This window comes from Corynebacterium sp. CTNIH16, assembly GCF_032821655.1.
Taxonomy (GTDB): Bacteria; Actinomycetota; Actinomycetes; order Mycobacteriales; family Mycobacteriaceae; genus Corynebacterium; species Corynebacterium marquesiae.
On the sequence record NZ_JAVBIG010000015.1, the window covers coordinates 1 to 14,151 of the forward strand.

The 14,151-nt window shown below is 50.8% G+C and carries 16 protein-coding genes; 8 read left to right on the forward strand and 8 right to left on the reverse strand.

The features are described from left to right. Positions 1 to 286: 286 nt before the first annotated feature. The 3 genes from RAE04_RS10625 to RAE04_RS10635 all read left to right on the forward strand — a co-directional run bounded on the left by RAE04_RS10625 (position 287) and on the right by RAE04_RS10635 (position 2,837). The gene (locus tag RAE04_RS10625) at positions 287 to 1,237 is read left to right on the forward strand and encodes a replication protein RepA (RefSeq protein ID WP_317027346.1); all 951 of its coding nucleotides are present in this window, start codon (positions 287 to 289) and stop codon (positions 1,235 to 1,237) included. 695 nt (positions 1,238 to 1,932) lie between these two features. After that, positions 1,933 to 2,130, forward strand: coding sequence for a hypothetical protein (locus RAE04_RS10630; protein ID WP_317027347.1), 198 nt, complete (start codon positions 1,933 to 1,935; stop codon positions 2,128 to 2,130). Positions 2,131 to 2,231: 101 nt separating this feature from the next. Next, the gene (locus tag RAE04_RS10635; RefSeq protein ID WP_317027348.1) at positions 2,232 to 2,837 is read left to right on the forward strand and encodes a DUF2268 domain-containing protein; all 606 of its coding nucleotides are present in this window, start codon (positions 2,232 to 2,234) and stop codon (positions 2,835 to 2,837) included. A 49-nt stretch (positions 2,838 to 2,886) separates the two neighbouring features. On the opposite strand, the gene RAE04_RS10640 is transcribed toward RAE04_RS10635, so the two are convergent. The 6 genes from RAE04_RS10640 to RAE04_RS10665 all read right to left on the reverse strand — a co-directional run bounded on the left by RAE04_RS10640 (position 2,887) and on the right by RAE04_RS10665 (position 7,484). Then, positions 2,887 to 3,228 (reverse strand): type IIL restriction-modification enzyme MmeI, encoded by a 342-nt coding sequence (locus RAE04_RS10640; protein WP_317027349.1) that lies wholly within the window; start codon positions 3,226 to 3,228, stop codon positions 2,887 to 2,889. A 78-nt stretch (positions 3,229 to 3,306) separates the two neighbouring features. Beyond that, entirely contained in the window at positions 3,307 to 3,828 is a 522-nt protein-coding gene (locus tag RAE04_RS10645; protein ID WP_284623480.1) for a hypothetical protein, read from the reverse strand. 60 nt (positions 3,829 to 3,888) lie between these two features. Continuing rightward, the gene (locus tag RAE04_RS10650) at positions 3,889 to 5,028 is read right to left on the reverse strand and encodes a hypothetical protein (protein ID WP_317027350.1); all 1,140 of its coding nucleotides are present in this window, start codon (positions 5,026 to 5,028) and stop codon (positions 3,889 to 3,891) included. Next, positions 5,018 to 5,767 (reverse strand): ATP-binding cassette domain-containing protein, encoded by a 750-nt coding sequence (locus RAE04_RS10655; protein WP_317027351.1) that lies wholly within the window; start codon positions 5,765 to 5,767, stop codon positions 5,018 to 5,020. Before RAE04_RS10655 ends, RAE04_RS10650 begins: the two co-directional genes overlap by 11 nt. A gap of 770 nt (positions 5,768 to 6,537) precedes the next feature. Further along, positions 6,538 to 7,020 (reverse strand): YjdF family protein, encoded by a 483-nt coding sequence (locus tag RAE04_RS10660; protein ID WP_317027352.1) that lies wholly within the window; start codon positions 7,018 to 7,020, stop codon positions 6,538 to 6,540. Between the two features lie 314 nt (positions 7,021 to 7,334). Continuing rightward, complete coding sequence (locus RAE04_RS10665; RefSeq protein WP_317027353.1) at positions 7,335 to 7,484, reverse strand: hypothetical protein; 150 nt, start codon at positions 7,482 to 7,484, stop codon at positions 7,335 to 7,337. 329 nt (positions 7,485 to 7,813) lie between these two features. Between RAE04_RS10665 and RAE04_RS10670 the strand changes: the two genes are divergently transcribed. From RAE04_RS10670 to RAE04_RS10685, 4 genes are read left to right on the forward strand one after another with little or no spacing between them, the layout of a single operon-like run. Beyond that, positions 7,814 to 8,188: a hypothetical protein gene (locus tag RAE04_RS10670; protein ID WP_317027354.1), complete on the forward strand. Its 375-nt coding sequence runs from the start codon at positions 7,814 to 7,816 to the stop codon at positions 8,186 to 8,188. A 17-nt stretch (positions 8,189 to 8,205) separates the two neighbouring features. Beyond that, on the forward strand, positions 8,206 to 8,991 hold the full coding sequence (locus tag RAE04_RS10675; RefSeq protein WP_410493264.1) for an L-tyrosine/L-tryptophan isonitrile synthase family protein: 786 nt from the start codon (positions 8,206 to 8,208) through the stop codon (positions 8,989 to 8,991). Between the two features lie 11 nt (positions 8,992 to 9,002). Then, a complete protein-coding gene (locus tag RAE04_RS10680; RefSeq protein WP_317027356.1) occupies positions 9,003 to 10,187 on the forward strand; it encodes a hypothetical protein in 1,185 nt (394 codons plus the stop codon). After that, positions 10,184 to 10,885 carry an HAD hydrolase-like protein gene (locus RAE04_RS10685; protein WP_317027357.1) on the forward strand — a complete coding sequence of 234 codons (702 nt, stop codon included), beginning with the start codon at positions 10,184 to 10,186 and terminating at the stop codon, positions 10,883 to 10,885. Before RAE04_RS10680 ends, RAE04_RS10685 begins: the two co-directional genes overlap by 4 nt. A 76-nt stretch (positions 10,886 to 10,961) precedes the next feature. Here RAE04_RS10685 and RAE04_RS10690 read toward each other — a convergent pair whose 3' ends face one another. Next, positions 10,962 to 11,189, reverse strand: a complete 228-nt coding sequence (locus RAE04_RS10690) for a recombinase family protein (protein WP_317027358.1) — start codon at positions 11,187 to 11,189, stop codon at positions 10,962 to 10,964. A 116-nt stretch (positions 11,190 to 11,305) separates the two neighbouring features. Between RAE04_RS10690 and RAE04_RS10695 the strand changes: the two genes are divergently transcribed. Continuing rightward, on the forward strand, positions 11,306 to 12,637 hold the full coding sequence (locus tag RAE04_RS10695) for an amino acid permease (RefSeq protein ID WP_410493265.1): 1,332 nt from the start codon (positions 11,306 to 11,308) through the stop codon (positions 12,635 to 12,637). A 348-nt stretch (positions 12,638 to 12,985) separates the two neighbouring features. Here RAE04_RS10695 and trpS read toward each other — a convergent pair whose 3' ends face one another. Then, complete coding sequence (gene trpS, locus RAE04_RS10700; protein ID WP_317027360.1) at positions 12,986 to 13,999, reverse strand: tryptophan--tRNA ligase; 1,014 nt, start codon at positions 13,997 to 13,999, stop codon at positions 12,986 to 12,988. Positions 14,000 to 14,151 lie beyond the last annotated feature (152 nt).

Sequence of the window (14,151 nt, forward strand, 5' to 3'; positions counted from 1 at the left end):
ACGCCCAGCCCTCTACGACAACGCTATCGACACCGACTACACCCACTCAATCGGCATTCAAAAAGGCCAAATCTAACCCCCGCGACACGCCGAGCCAGACACACATTTTGACCCTTAACCCTCACAAACGAGGAAACCCCCGCATCATCGAGCTGCAACTCTAGCGGGGGTCCACAAAAGAAAATCGACACCGACCGTGTCGATTTAAACTTTACCACTTCCACACGGACAGTGAGCAAAGCACAACACGGTCGGTGCCGATTATCCGAAAGGAGAACAAGGCACCATGCAGCCCCGAGATGAGCGCCGCGCCAAGCTCGAAGCAGTCAAAGAACTAGCCCGCAAACAAGAACACGACGCCGCACAAGAACTCCTCCAAGCCCAAGACGTCGGCTACACCTCTAAACTCTTCGTCCAAGCACTCTTCCCCTACCGCAAAACCGACAATAAAGAACGAGTTCTTCAAAACGGAGATGGGAAAATTGTCATTTATTCAGGCGAAGGTTTGCCCTACGGCAAGTACCCGCGCCTCATCATGGCCTACATCATTACTCGTACTGTAAAAAACGCGGGACGGCTCAAAGATGGGAAGATTAATCACGAAGAAGCGCTACACATCCCGCTTGGCCGATCGATGAATCAATTCCTCCAAGCAATCGGCATTGGCCAGCGCGGTACCGGAGGAAGCAAAGGTACTCTAACTATCGTCCGAGAACAGCTCCTGCGCCTAGCCGATTCACGGGTCACTGTGAAATCCGATGATGGAGTCCGAGCACGCGGAAAGCACACCCAAATCGTCGACGATTGGGATCTTTGGTTCGACACCAGAGACCCGAACCAAGGAAGCTTTGTAGAGTCTTACATTAAACTCACCCCACAGTTTTTCAAGCACGTTGCCGAAGCACCTATCCCCATCGACCTCAACGTACTGCGCGAGCTCAACAAACCACGAGCAATGGACATTTACATCTGGCTCACCGTAAAGCAATACTGGCTAGCTAAAAACAACCGCGAAGCCTACACCTTCACCTGGGACATGATCGCCGCCAACTTCGCCACAAAGGAACTAACTACAGCAGTCGAACGTCGCGATTTCCGCAATGAAATAAAGAAGGCCATTCTTGAGTTAACGACGGTGTGGCCAGAAGCAGGTATTGAAGCCAACACAGACGGAGTAACCGTCGCCAGAACCGCCCCATCAATTCAACAGAAACCACCACGTCCAGAGATTGACTAACCCATACACGGGAAAGCAGCGCCCTCCGGGGCGCTTTCTTTTTACCCAAAAGCAAACTGCGCAGATTTACCCTCACGGACCATTTTCCCAGTTCAGGCTGCGCAGATTTACCCTCACGCAAAATACGGCTGCGCAGATTTACCCTCACGCGTGCGCAGATTTACCCTCACGCGTGCGCAGATTTACCCTCACGCGTGCGCAGATTTACCCTCACGGGGCCAGTTATCCACAGGGGCTTACCTGCGGATTTACCTATTTTCCCAGGTCGCTTATAACTATATCCCTGTAGATCTATATCCCAAGCCGATCAACCAACACAACCAGTGGATAGTGGTTGCGGTTTATGCTCCCGCCTCGCCTGGCGGCTCGTTGAGCTGCCGCCCAAATCAAAGATTTGGTTGCCACCAAAACACCCCACAACAACCACACTCCTATAACCCTCCACGTAGCCTTATATCTTCTGGACTTTCTTGCAGACGAGGGTAACCTTCTGTACGGCACACAGCGTGACAACCGAGGTGGTATTCGATGTACTACTTGTAGGTAGCAAGCGTACGATCGCACGCGTTTTGCAGCACCGGACAGTCCCGTTAATAACAGCGACTCCTACTTCGCTGGCCAGATATATTAACCGGACACGTTTATTGAACCTGGAGGTTGACCTTAACGCTGCGTCAGGGTTTACGTTTAGGGACATGACAATCTCGATGATCGACAGCGCCACGGGAATGCGCACGATGTTGGATAGCCCTCCGGGGCAGTGGCAGGAGGCCGCTCGTAAATTATGGGAGCCCATGGCTGGCATGTATTTCTTCATTCCAGGTGGTCTCGATATGGCTGCCGTGCACAGTCAGAACTTCGGATTCGGTCCGGATGCCTCACTCAGCAAGTAGATGATGCGCTCTACAAATTGGAGGAGGCCAACGCTTGGGCTCGAGTTGAGCAAGCTCTCGCTAAAGGGGTTCAATACTTGGCGACTGCTAACCCAGGACTCATGATTCCTGACCTCACTGTGCTTCTAGTGTTAGGTGTTCCTTCCAACGAGCACTTCATGGACGAAATTCGAGGCCTGTCGGCCTTCGGTGGGATCAGTGGCTACATTGCCATCACCATCTGGCCGACTGAGGAAGTTCTCCATCGGCTAGAAGCGATTGCCCTACACGAGTTGCGCCACAACGTCCGCTATTCAGCTGACGGCATCGTATGGGACCCGCAGACAGTGACCGTCGGTGAGCACGTCGTGGCCGAGGGACTAGCCGACCTATTCGCTGCCCAGTTCTACAGTAAGCGTGGATATACGCACTTCGTCACCGACCAAACCAGATCGAGAGAAGATGTACTAAGACGGGTCGTCGAGGGCTTGGATGTAACAGGCATGCAGGACTTCGCCGCATGGGTGCTTGGAGATTCGAGCGCCCGCCTAATGGGATCGAAACCGGTCGGACTACCCACCGGAGCTGGTTACGCCGCAGGGGCTCGTATCACCAAAGCCTACATGGATAAGACAGGTCGGACGGCCGCCGAGTGTGTCACCACACCCGCCGCTGAAATCTTAAACGTTGCCTTGCCACAACTAGGCCTGACGCGACACGACAGCTGACAAGAAACACCTGGTATGTCTTGCCGTAGGGCAGGACATACCAGGTGTTTTAGGGCTGCTGCGTGGTGAGCTTTTCGTAATTGGCAAACAACAGCTCCTGGCGCTGCCGGACGGTCGTGAGCTTACGGGAAGCGCCAAATGCCTTATCCACCTCACGGTCAAGCGCGTCATGCGCCTTGATGAGTTCCGGGGCCATGGCGAGTGGGTTGTAGTGCTCGGCCAGCGAGCGCTCTGGGTGCAGCGCGCGGGCATCGAGCACCTTCTTGCCTGCCTTAATAATGCGCTGCCGTGTTTTCTCGTCGAACTCTGGCACGGGGAACGTGTACCACGTCAGAGTTGATCCGAAGCGGAGATCGGATTTAATTCGTCCTTCAATTGTTTGTTTTGCCACGTAATAAACAATTGGAGGACGAAATCAAAGAGAATTGAAGACCTTCTGGGTCAGGTAGAACGAAGTTCGCGTCTCCAGCTAAAACGCAGAGCGCTTGAATTTACGCAAAGAAACAACACTCACGAAAAACGAAACCACGCTTAATAGTAATGGAATACGGCCTGGCGGAACCTCTAGAGCGAAAAGAAGGAGTTTCCAATTCGTATCAGACAATGATGGCCAAAGAGCAGTTTGTAAAACAAGCTGTGCTACAAGCGACAAAGCAAGTGTATCCACACTCACATATCTACCTATAAGAAGCGTCAAACCTGTAAGAACAGTAGATACATAAGCAAATCTAGTGCTTCCTATGCCACAAAGGGAAAATATCCAAGGAATAATCCATAAAGTCACGAGAACTATACCGTCAATAAGCAGCCAATTCCGTGAAACTTGAGCCTCTAACCTGGAAATCTGATTTCTGAAAAAAATCACTGGCAATGCAGCATAAGAAAACGAACATAAAGTGCCAACGTTTGCCCCAGCAGTATCATCGAGCCACGGGATATTTAGCAACCACCCCTCAGCGGAAGAAAGAACAAAGCCAATAAACAGCACCATAATTAAGACAGTAATTAGCCTATGCCCACGGCAGTACAAGAATGCGTATGATGTCATAAGCTAATTGCTAACTCTGCACACAGTCTGCTCGATACGTTGAACAACGTCTCCAACGTTGACTTGTCGATTAGGCTCCCAAGGAAGACCACTAAGCGTAATTCCCAAATCTTTCGCCGGAATTCCGCAGACTTTAGCGTCTGAACGAATCAGTTCTGCAGATCCAGCCTGATCCACAAACTCTCCAACTATCCCCTCTACCGTGGATTGGCCGCTTAAACTCAAATGCTCTTCCGAAAAATCTCCCCACATCACAGGACGTTCTGAAAAATCTCTCCACTCAGTAGGTGCTATTTTAGAGAAAGCATCCCTCGCTTGGATATTAAGTAATATATTTTCGCTAGGAATTTCAGGCCATGCGCATACATTAGAAGAGCAAACAACCTGACGAGAATCTCTTTGTGCAAGTCCAAACTCTGTGAGTTGCTGCGCCCAAGCAAAAGAACCGATAAGACAGAGAAGCCCTAAAAGGAAAGCTAACGTATACATTTTACTACGGTGCCTAAACAGTGCCGCAGCCGAGACTATGGTCAGCGTAGCTCCGATAATCCCTGCAATTGCTGTCCCAATTGCTTTCACATCTAGCGTTGCATCAAAAGAACAGCACGCTAAAAAATCACCAGTTATATGTCTTAAGGCTCCAGGAGAAGTGGCTGGAACTACCGCATACCATGTATATGCAAGCGCAGCTGATACAGACACTGATATCAGTGGTTTAAACGAAAAACCAAGTGCACTTCCGATTAACGTCCAACAGATGCCGACGATGGAGGAATAAGCCAGCATAACCCAAAAAACTGAAGAACCAAACAGTACAGAATCAGTACTTTGTGAAAGGCTTGCCAATACATAGCCAAGGGGAAAAATCAGCGACCATGCAAACATTCGGTTCACATAAATACGAACTACAGATTTTCTCCCCATCTGCACTAGAGGACGAAAACGTGATGCTTCCCATGCCATTGCGGCAGAAACCGCAGGAGCAATTACGAAGAACACCAGTGTAGATTGAGCAGCATTCGACTCATAGTATGGCGTCTTTCCTAATTCCGAAATAGGAACTGCGCTAAGGATTATCCCAATAAGGCAAATCCATAATGATGGACGACGAAGCCAGTGTTTAACGCCGAAATTAGGAATCACTGTAGTTTCCTCTCCGTACAAGAGATCGTGAGAGAATATGCGCTGGGGTATTTCCCGACTCTGTAGCTAGCTGTACAAAATCTTGCCGTGAACCATCGAAATGTAGCTTCCCCTTATCAAGAACAAGGACACGCTCGAAAGGTCTCTGTAGTTCGCCGGCATCATGCGTTGAGACAACTAGGTTATGCCCTCTATCCACAATCCGTTGGTATACCTCAGTGACATGCTCTTTGTTGAGTGGATCAAGTGCCGCACTAGGTTCATCAAGCAGTAATGTTTCCGCCCCAGAGTTCAACGCAGTGGCAATCGCTAGCCTAGAGCGTTCTCCGCCGCTAAGACTTTCGCACCGTTGACTAGACACTCTTGACAAATCTACAAAATCTAGCCAATCTAAGCTTTCTTTCTTTGCAGTCTTTTTATCTCGTCCGAACAACCAAGCAACATAAGCGCAGTACTCACTAGAGGTGAAACCGGTAATAGGGTTAAATTTCTGCTCCACTATAGATATAGATCCTTTCCTCAGTACTGTTCCTTCCTTAGGAGAAGAATCTGATGCAAGAGCAGAAAAAAGCGTTGATTTCCCAGCACCATTAGCCCCGAGTAGAAGCGTGGGGCGTTCATCTATCACCAGCTGCGGTATATCCAGAATTGTCTTATTTGAACGCCGTACCCTTAGTGCATTAACCTGGATGGTCGCTACCATACAAATTTCATCCACTTGATGGTCAAGTGGTTCCACTTGAATGTATGGATATCAGCATGATAATTTCCTGCAGCCTGGCGCCCCCACCCGCCTCGGTCCCATCCCCCATAGCACCTATTGAACGAACGCGATCCTAGGTCGGGGTCCGGCCTCTTAGAAAGCTCTCGGCGCAGGGTCATCTCAACTTTTCCAGGAGATCCTGGTGTAGCATTTGAGCAGGTAGCTGCTGTAATCTCCGTGTTGTAACCATCAATGTTTCGATCGGTCCAGCCACGAGTCCTGTAGCTATCGCGAACCCCGTTAACACTGGTTTCAAAGTGTCCCTCCGCGTTCGCTGGAACAGCGGACATAGAAACCGCCAAGGCAGTAACTAGCCCTGCTGCAATTTTCTTCTTCACAGTACTTTTCCTTTCGAAAGTTAAGCACGCCAAAATCGGCCTCGTCTTTATGCGTCTGCCTCAAGCTCTAAGTGTTGGATGGCTTTTACCTATGCTTGAAACAGCTTTACCTTAACTTATCCGCTTATGGTATGCACAGCCCGCAGTAAAGATATTCTAATTAATCCCCCCAATTACCCCTTATCCCCAAGTTTTATCCACCTCTAAAGTGCATGTTCATATTCATACGCCACGAGGAAAACGCCAAGTTCAAACGGCATAAATCTTCCGAGTTGACGCGTCCCTCACTAGGCTAGGGCCCCCTTTGTCCTTGCAGACATATAGCGGGGATCGTACGTGCACATAAGTTGACTCACGCCTACACAGCTTTGCTCGAACTGTATGGCAACTTCGCTTTGACACCTTCGGTTACTTGCCTTTATGTTTGGCCTTCTTTTTAGCGGCACGGATCTGAAATTTCCGTTGTGCTTCTTCGCACCGAGCGATCCGCGAAGCTTTCTTCTTGTTTGCGTTAGCTAATTCGAAATTTAACTTTGTTGCTTCTTGGGCTTTCGAGGACACCCCTGAGGTCTTGCGTTGCTCCTTATTGACTTTCCGCTGCAGGCGTTTGGGATTTCCTCGCTGTGGCGCTTCAATAGCGCCAGGTATAGGTACGGAGCGATGAGCGCGTTTGACTAGGGAAGAACCGTTGACGAGTAACCACTCATAGAGTTCGGCATTATTAGGCTCGGGGCCGAAAACTACTCGGACGGCGCGGAGCTGGTTGTTGCTGGAAGTCTCGTAGACTCCGCACCAAAATTGACCATCGTGGAAAAGGGTGAATTGAGCAGGCAAAATTGTCTCCAGGTACGCTAAAGCGGACCTGACGACGCTGGATTCTTTAACTCTCATGAGATTAAGAGCTAAAGCGACGGATAGCACTAGCTAGTGTCATCGCTCAGACTTCCTACTGAGACTGTGCGTTTCGCGCATCAGGATCTTACGGGAATAACGCTAACACACCCTGAGGACAGAGAACGCAGCCAACTGATGTGGCAGGAATGAATACCTAAGCAGGAGAAGAGACATGGGTACTCAGTGTGGGAGTATTGCGAAACCTTCGCGCGCCAATTAGCCTAAGACATGACAGCATGGTTCGTCCCTGAACCATCGCTGCACAATAAAAAGGGCCCCAACGAGTGCCAGCTCGTTGAGACCCTCGGGCCTTAAAGACCCACGTGAAGCATCACCGCAATGAGCTTCACGGTAGCGGTCACAACGTTGAGGACTCCGCTCACCAGGTTAAGGATTGCAGCTCCTTTGGTGGCGGGGTCTTTTTTCTTGTGACCGGGTGTATTCAATGAGTGTTTACCCATTGTCTACCTCCCTTTGCGTCGTAGGGTTGTCCGCTCGCCTGAAAAAAGGGCGCGCGGGACAGCCCACGTCACGCGCGGGCCTTACCGCGCACCGACGAGGAAGTCACGCCCACACCCACAAGAAGCGGGGTGCGATTGTGAACCAGCACTAACGCTAGCAGCCACACCTGACGGGTCCCAGTAGCGTAATTCCACCCGTCGACACGCACGACACCTTTCCCTTTTATGTCCTATGAGCGGAACTAAAGAAAAGTTAACACGTGTCCTGTAACATATTTGTGTCTTCATGTTTTCCAGATCTCAATCCTTAACACGAAAGAATCCGCAACATGAAAAACACTGTTTCAGTCACAGGAGAACTGCTTTCAGATTCCCAACCAGTCAGTGATTATGATTGGCCTTCCGATGAGCCTGATCTTTCAACTACCAGTCTGAGCGTTCTGAATACTTCTTTTCGGGATGAGCTTTTGCGTGAGTGTTCTTTTTATCGAGAGTTCAGCGCTGACGACTTCCTGAAATCCTATGGAAACCAAACGCCGTTAGAGCAAGCCATTGCATTGCTGAACCATCATGCTTTTCAATTCAACTCTAAAAAGCGGTTCCGTAATTCAGACGCAGTGCAACAGAGCGTAAAAGAATCTCTTGAAAACGGGACACCATTAGACGTTGTGATCCCCATTTTTGCGTTATTGGAAATAAACTGAAGCGATTCGACCCGACGGTGGTTACATTCGCTGAGGAATGCACTCTTCTAGCCCTTCAACGAATTGCTGACATTTTCCAACAAGTTATTGGCTTGGAGCTTCGGTTTCAGATAATTTCGGATGCCCTATTTTATATCCGTCCCTTAGGCTCAGATCCTGTAGTCGCCTCTCTTTACTATAAGGAATTGTGTGACTATGTGGATAACCATAAGTTAAGTAATTTGACTGTCCATGATATGTCTCTTTTGCCTTCGAATCGTTTAGAAGAATTTGAAGATGCATATTTGCGCTTGGTCAAGCCTCTAAGAGAGGATCCCGGGCATGGCCTTGAAGAAGGAAACCATCAATCTTGGCTGCGATCTATGGCTTCAACCATTACGACACGGGATATTCCGGCAACATATAAAGAAGTAGAGCAGACTTTCCGGAACCATGATTTTTCTACGCCTTTTGGACAAGAAGTACTTTCTCGAACAGGACGCGCATTTGTTGACTATCGGGCATTAAAGTATGCACTAAATGAGCTCCATTGGGATGAGACTCATTTTCCAGGATCGATTCGGGCGACCATTCACCAGAAAAAAGAACCTGTACTGGGATTAAGGGTGTATCCAGAGTATAAAAGGAATTCTCGTTTGTTGCCGTATCATGGCGTTGCTGTTATTAAACGCGGTGTGGATGATAATCCCGTTATGGAGATAGCTCCCGAAATCAGTGTTATCGGACGGGAACGCTTTAAGCGCTTCATTCTTCCTACGGGAAGTACCGATCTTTACGTCGATACAACCTCTATTGAGCTGTAGAAGTCAAAGACATGCAGTTGAAAAAAGCACTTAATTTCAACACTCTTCGTTTTGGTATTGCGTATGCTCTAGGTTTGTTTGTAGCTGGTGTCGATCTTTCTATATCGGTGCGAGCAGGCGAGGCGCTGACAGGAAATTCGTTGGGAGGAACAGCTTCCTACGTTTTAATAGCGTTAGGAACTATCATTGCAGCGCGAATAGGCGCACCGCAGTTACAGCGACTTGGGCCTAGAAGGACTTTTTTCGTAGCTGGAATAATTTGCGTATTATCAGGCGTTTCCACGTCTTATGCCGCCTATGCCAGTGTTCCTGCATTGCTTTATGTAGGCATGCTTTTAATTGGTGTCTTTATGGGACTGTCAAATTTTCATAGGATCCTAGTTAAAGACCACTCGAACAGTCCGAACCCGTGGGACACCAGTCTCGTCTTGTTAAGTGGGGTAGTCGGCTCAATTCTAGGACCGTGGGCTGCAGGAAATGTTGCAGGATCGGTTGCGGAATTCTCTAAGGCTTATCAGCTGGTAATAGCGGTGGGAGGATTAGTTCTACTTACGTCCCTGATGTTACCGAAGCATTCTAGGACGAGTTCTGAACATGCCGCTACTGCGTCTTTTGGTGATCGCGGGTTACTTTATTTGGGTGGAATAGCCGGAATGTTTGGATACGCAGCTATGACTCTCATGATGACTGCAGTTCCTCTTGCTGCCCAAAGTCAAGGGCTGGAAAGTCAGGACATATCGCGCCTGACTGAAATCCACATGGTTGCTATGTATCTTCCTATTGTGATGGTTCCTCCGCTTTTAGCAAGGTGTTCTGCCCGCGCTACAGCGACTGGTGCTTTAGGGGTTGGTGCTATTGGCGGTGTGGTCGTTTTAATGATTGATTCTCAATTTGGGAAGACCAGTCTTTTTATGTTGATGCTCATTGCTGGTCTAATTTGGGCTTTTTCATATACTGCTGCCTCGGATATGGTGGCGGAAAATCAGTTCGGAAAAGCTAATCCAGCTGCACGAGGGCGTGTTGAAATGCTCCCGCCGGCCGGAATGATGGTGGGCGCTATTTTGGCCGGGCTGTTACTGGAGTATTCCGGTTTCTTATCGGTGACAGTTGCATTTATCGCCGTGTCAGTCGCAGCGGTACTTACGCTTTTTGCCCTGAGTAAGAACTCCATTGTGGTAGGCGTTAATCAGCGGTGAGTGATTATATATTCGATCTTGATGGGACTATTTACTCAGGTGAGTTCGCTTATTTGTCGATGGTAAGTATGGCAAGCAACTTGCCTGCGGATAAAGTGTGGTTCCTGTCTAATTCGGACAGGATAGGAGGGGGTCAAATCTTCCAGCGCTTAACAGGAATGGGAATTAATGTTTATGACTCATTTCATGTTCTTACAGCTCAGGATATTGCTCGTGATTGGGTAAAGAATCAACCGGCGATCTATCGAGTTTGGGCCCCTGGCGCGAGTTCCCGACTCTTAGTAGACGGAAAAGAAGTAAATCTTGAGGTAGGAAACCTCAGCCAAGAGTGCGATAAAATTCTTTTGTGTCTCGAGGGGGTCGAAGCGCTGGTTTCACGGCATGGTGAGAAGAAGGTCTCAGATATGCTGCGTGATAATGGCGCTGATATTGTAGCAATGAACCTTGATAGGTGGGTTTCTCGGGGAGGAACGAAAAAGCTTGGGCTAGGTGGCTGGATGGATATTTTAGACGCCCCTGCCCCTTTGGTTGAAAACTTAGGTAAGCCCAGCGAACTTGGTGCTTCTATTTTGGCTGAGCGTGGTCTAGTGATCGAGGACAGCGTAGTTATTGGCGACAATGTTGATACTGATGGAGCTTTAGCTCGAGCTATCGGTGCGGATTTCCTCCTTTTTCACGCACACCAAGATGGAAAATAGGCACAAAAGGAAGACTTGTCCACAAGTCGGCACAAAACTGCGCTGGTTTGCCAATATGGAAAGAGCCTGCGCCGCTTTAGGTGTTTTTCAGCGCCCGATACACCGTAGGGCGAGTCACCCTAAACTCTCGTGCGAGTGCTGCCTTTGACTCCCCTGCTAGCACGCGCCGCTTAATGTCTACTACTTGCTCTGGGGTTAGGGCGGGTTTGCGGCCTTTGCACATTCCGGCCTTTTTCGCCAACGCAATGCCCTCAGCTTGCCGTTCGCGGATAATGGCCCGCTCAAACTCCGCAAGCGGAACCATCGTTCCGATTCTTTAGGTTCGCCTTATATGTACCGTTCGATTATGGAAAATAGGATGGAGGGGTGACTGATAACTCCTCCACCCTCGGTTCTGGCCTGAAGGTCCGCCACCTGACGATGATGGGGCTAGGCTCCACCATCGGTGCCGGACTTTTCTTGGGCACCGGCGTCGGCATTTCCGCCGCCGGCCCCGCCGTGCTCCTCGCCTACGTCATCGCTGGCTTTCTTGCCATTTTGGTGATGCAGATGCTGGGCGAGATGGGCACGGTTATCCCCGCCTCCGGCTCCTTTTCCGAATACGCCGAACACGGCATCGGCCGCTGGGCGGGCTTTACCCAGGGCTGGATTTATTGGCTAGCCACCGTCGCCGTCCTTGGCGCCGAAATCACCGGCGCGGCCGGCTTCATTGGCTCTTGGTTCAACGTCTCGCCGTGGATCCCCGCCGCCGTTTGCGTGGTCCTCTTCGGCATCATCAACCTGCTGCGCGTGCGCAGCTTCGGCGAATTCGAGTATTGGTTCGCCCTCATCAAGGTCATCGTAATCGTGGCCTTTCTCATTATCGGCGCGCTGCTCATCCTTGGCCTCCTGCCCGGCCATTCTTTCATCGGTACCTCCGTCTTCCTAGAGGACGGTTTCATGCCTAATGGCCTCGGCGGCGTCGCGGCCGGCCTGCTCGCAGTGGCCTTCGCCTTCGGCGGCATCGAGGTGGTTGCCATCGCTTCTGCTGAGTCCGAGGACCCCGAGAAGTCCCTGGTCAACGCCGTGCGCTCCACCTTCCTGCGCATTTCCGTGTTCTACTTGGGCTCCGTCCTCGTCATCACGTTCCTCCTGCCCTATTCCATCCTGGGAGACGCCTCCTCTGCCGCGGAATCGCCCTTCACCATGGTTCTCGAACGCGCCGGCATCCCAGGTGCGGCCGGCATCATGGAAGTCGTCATCGTCCTTGCACTACTTTCCGCCTTCAACTCTCAGATCTACGCTTCCTCCCGCATGATGCACTCCCTAGCCTCCCGCGGCGAGGCTCCGCGCATCTTTACCACCACCAATAAGGACGGCGTTCCCACCACCGCCATCGGCCTGTCCGTCCTCCTCTCGGCCGTCATGGTCGTGCTCAACTACGCCGATACCGGTTGGCTTCTTACTTTCATGCTCAACGCCGCCGGCGCCTCCCTGCTCATCGTCTGGGTCTTCATCGCCGTCAGCCAATTGCGCCTGCGCCGCCAACTTGAGGCCCTCCACCCGCTGCCCATCCGCATGTGGGCCTTCCCCTACCTCACCTGGTTTGTACTGGCCCTTTTGGCTGCTATCGCTCTGCTTATGCTTTCTGATGCTGCAGCTCGTATTCAGCTTTTCTCCGCCGCTGCTATGTTTATAGTGCTTGCTATCGCTGGGGTTATCAATTCCAAAGCTCGAGGGCTCTCCCCATCGTCTACGCTTCCTCTGGGCTGATAGGTCATGACGGATTACCAGTTATAAGAAGACTCGTATTAGACGATCTAAGGTGCCGAAATACATGCTCCGGCTGTGATTCTCCTCGAAGGATACAGTGATGCGTAGCCAACGGTACGGAGCGGCATATCCTAGGGTAAGGCATAAATGAAGTGTTTTCCTTGGGTATCTTCCTCAAGCTAGGGAAACAGCGCAATTAAACGTATTGGGCTGTTTATATGGATAATTCTGACGAATCAGCGTCAGGTTTCAGGGCAAGACTAAAGTCTTGCCCGCATTGCACTAACGCGGGCAAGCCCTACCTACCAATGTGCTTGAGAACAAGCAGGATCGATCTCTGTGGGTAATCTACCGAAAGAATCCCACTTTGCTATAGACGGCGTCGACAAGCGGCTGGGCAATCTCTTGCGCCGTCTCTGCGCCCTGAGCCAGGATGCGCTCGAGCTCGCCGCGATCTGCCATAAGTTCGTCGTAGCGTTCCTTGAGCGGAGTGGTAAATTCCTGCAGCGCATCTGCGGTATCGACCTTGAGGTGGCCATAGCCTTGGCCGGCGTACTTCTCCACTAGGGAATCGATAGATTCACCGGTCAGCGCGGACTGGATGACCAATAGGTTGGACACGCCCGGCTGATTGTCGCGGTCAAAGGCCACCGAGCCCAAGTCATCCGTTACGGCGGACTTGATGCGCTTGGCTGAGGTCTTCGGTGCGTCCAAGAGATTGACCAAGCCCTTCGGGTTGGCGCCGGACTTGGACATCTTGGAGGTCGGCTCCTGCAGGTCATAAATCTTTGCCGCACTCTCCGGAATGAACGGCTCCGGTACCTTGAAGGTATCGCCGTACTTATTATTAAAGCGCTCGGCCAGGTTACGAGTCATTTCCATGTGTTGGCGCTGATCCTCGCCCACCGGCACATAATCCGGCGAGTAGAGCAAAATATCGGAGGCCATAAGGATTGGGTAGGTAAATAGGCCCACCGAGGTACGGTCCGAGCCCTGCTTGGCGGACTTATCCTTGAACTGGGTCATGCGGGAGGCCTCGCCAAAGCCGGTCAAGCACTGGAAGACCCAGGTCAGCTCCGCGTGGGCGGGCACGTGCGACTGCACGAAGAGCGTGGACTTGTCCGGATCAATACCTAGGGCGATGAGCTGTGCGGCACCTGCGATGGTGCGGTTTCGCAGCTCCTCCGGGTTTTGCTCTACGGTTATCGCGTGCAGGTCAGGGATGAAGTAGAAGGCGTCATAGCTGTCCTGCAGGTCAATCCACTGCTTGAGCGCTCCCAAGTAATTACCCAGGTGATAGGAATCAGCGGTGGGTTGGATACCGGACAGGACGCGGGAAACAGTCGAATTCTTTGAAACCATGTCTTTTACATTATGTTCCAATGTTAATGCTCGAAACCCTTTTACGATGTGTATCTAGAATCTGCTGACTTTATCTTGGTCGGTTCTACGAGATAGCCTCGCGCTGCTAAGGAGAAAAAGACCTTCTGCCAGGGTCTTTTGGTCCCATCTGA

What these genes read in the sequence shown, in the direction of transcription:
- RAE04_RS10625 (WP_317027346.1), top strand. Translation starts at nt 287, where the DNA reads ATGCAGCCCCGAGATGAGCGCCGCGCCAAGCTCGAAGCAGTCAAAGAA.
- RAE04_RS10630 (WP_317027347.1), top strand. Translation starts at nt 1,933, where the DNA reads ATGACAATCTCGATGATCGACAGCGCCACGGGAATGCGCACGATGTTG.
- RAE04_RS10635 (WP_317027348.1), top strand. Translation starts at nt 2,232, where the DNA reads ATGATTCCTGACCTCACTGTGCTTCTAGTGTTAGGTGTTCCTTCCAAC.
- RAE04_RS10645 (WP_284623480.1), bottom strand. Translation starts at nt 3,828, where the DNA reads ATGGTGCTGTTTATTGGCTTTGTTCTTTCTTCCGCTGAGGGGTGGTTG.
- RAE04_RS10660 (WP_317027352.1), bottom strand. Translation starts at nt 7,020, where the DNA reads ATGAGAGTTAAAGAATCCAGCGTCGTCAGGTCCGCTTTAGCGTACCTG.
- RAE04_RS10665 (WP_317027353.1), bottom strand. Translation starts at nt 7,484, where the DNA reads ATGGGTAAACACTCATTGAATACACCCGGTCACAAGAAAAAAGACCCC.
- RAE04_RS10670 (WP_317027354.1), top strand. Translation starts at nt 7,814, where the DNA reads ATGAAAAACACTGTTTCAGTCACAGGAGAACTGCTTTCAGATTCCCAA.
- RAE04_RS10680 (WP_317027356.1), top strand. Translation starts at nt 9,003, where the DNA reads ATGCAGTTGAAAAAAGCACTTAATTTCAACACTCTTCGTTTTGGTATT.
- RAE04_RS10690 (WP_317027358.1), bottom strand. Translation starts at nt 11,189, where the DNA reads ATGGTTCCGCTTGCGGAGTTTGAGCGGGCCATTATCCGCGAACGGCAA.
- RAE04_RS10695 (WP_410493265.1), top strand. Translation starts at nt 11,306, where the DNA reads ATGATGGGGCTAGGCTCCACCATCGGTGCCGGACTTTTCTTGGGCACC.
- trpS (WP_317027360.1), bottom strand. Translation starts at nt 13,999, where the DNA reads ATGGTTTCAAAGAATTCGACTGTTTCCCGCGTCCTGTCCGGTATCCAA.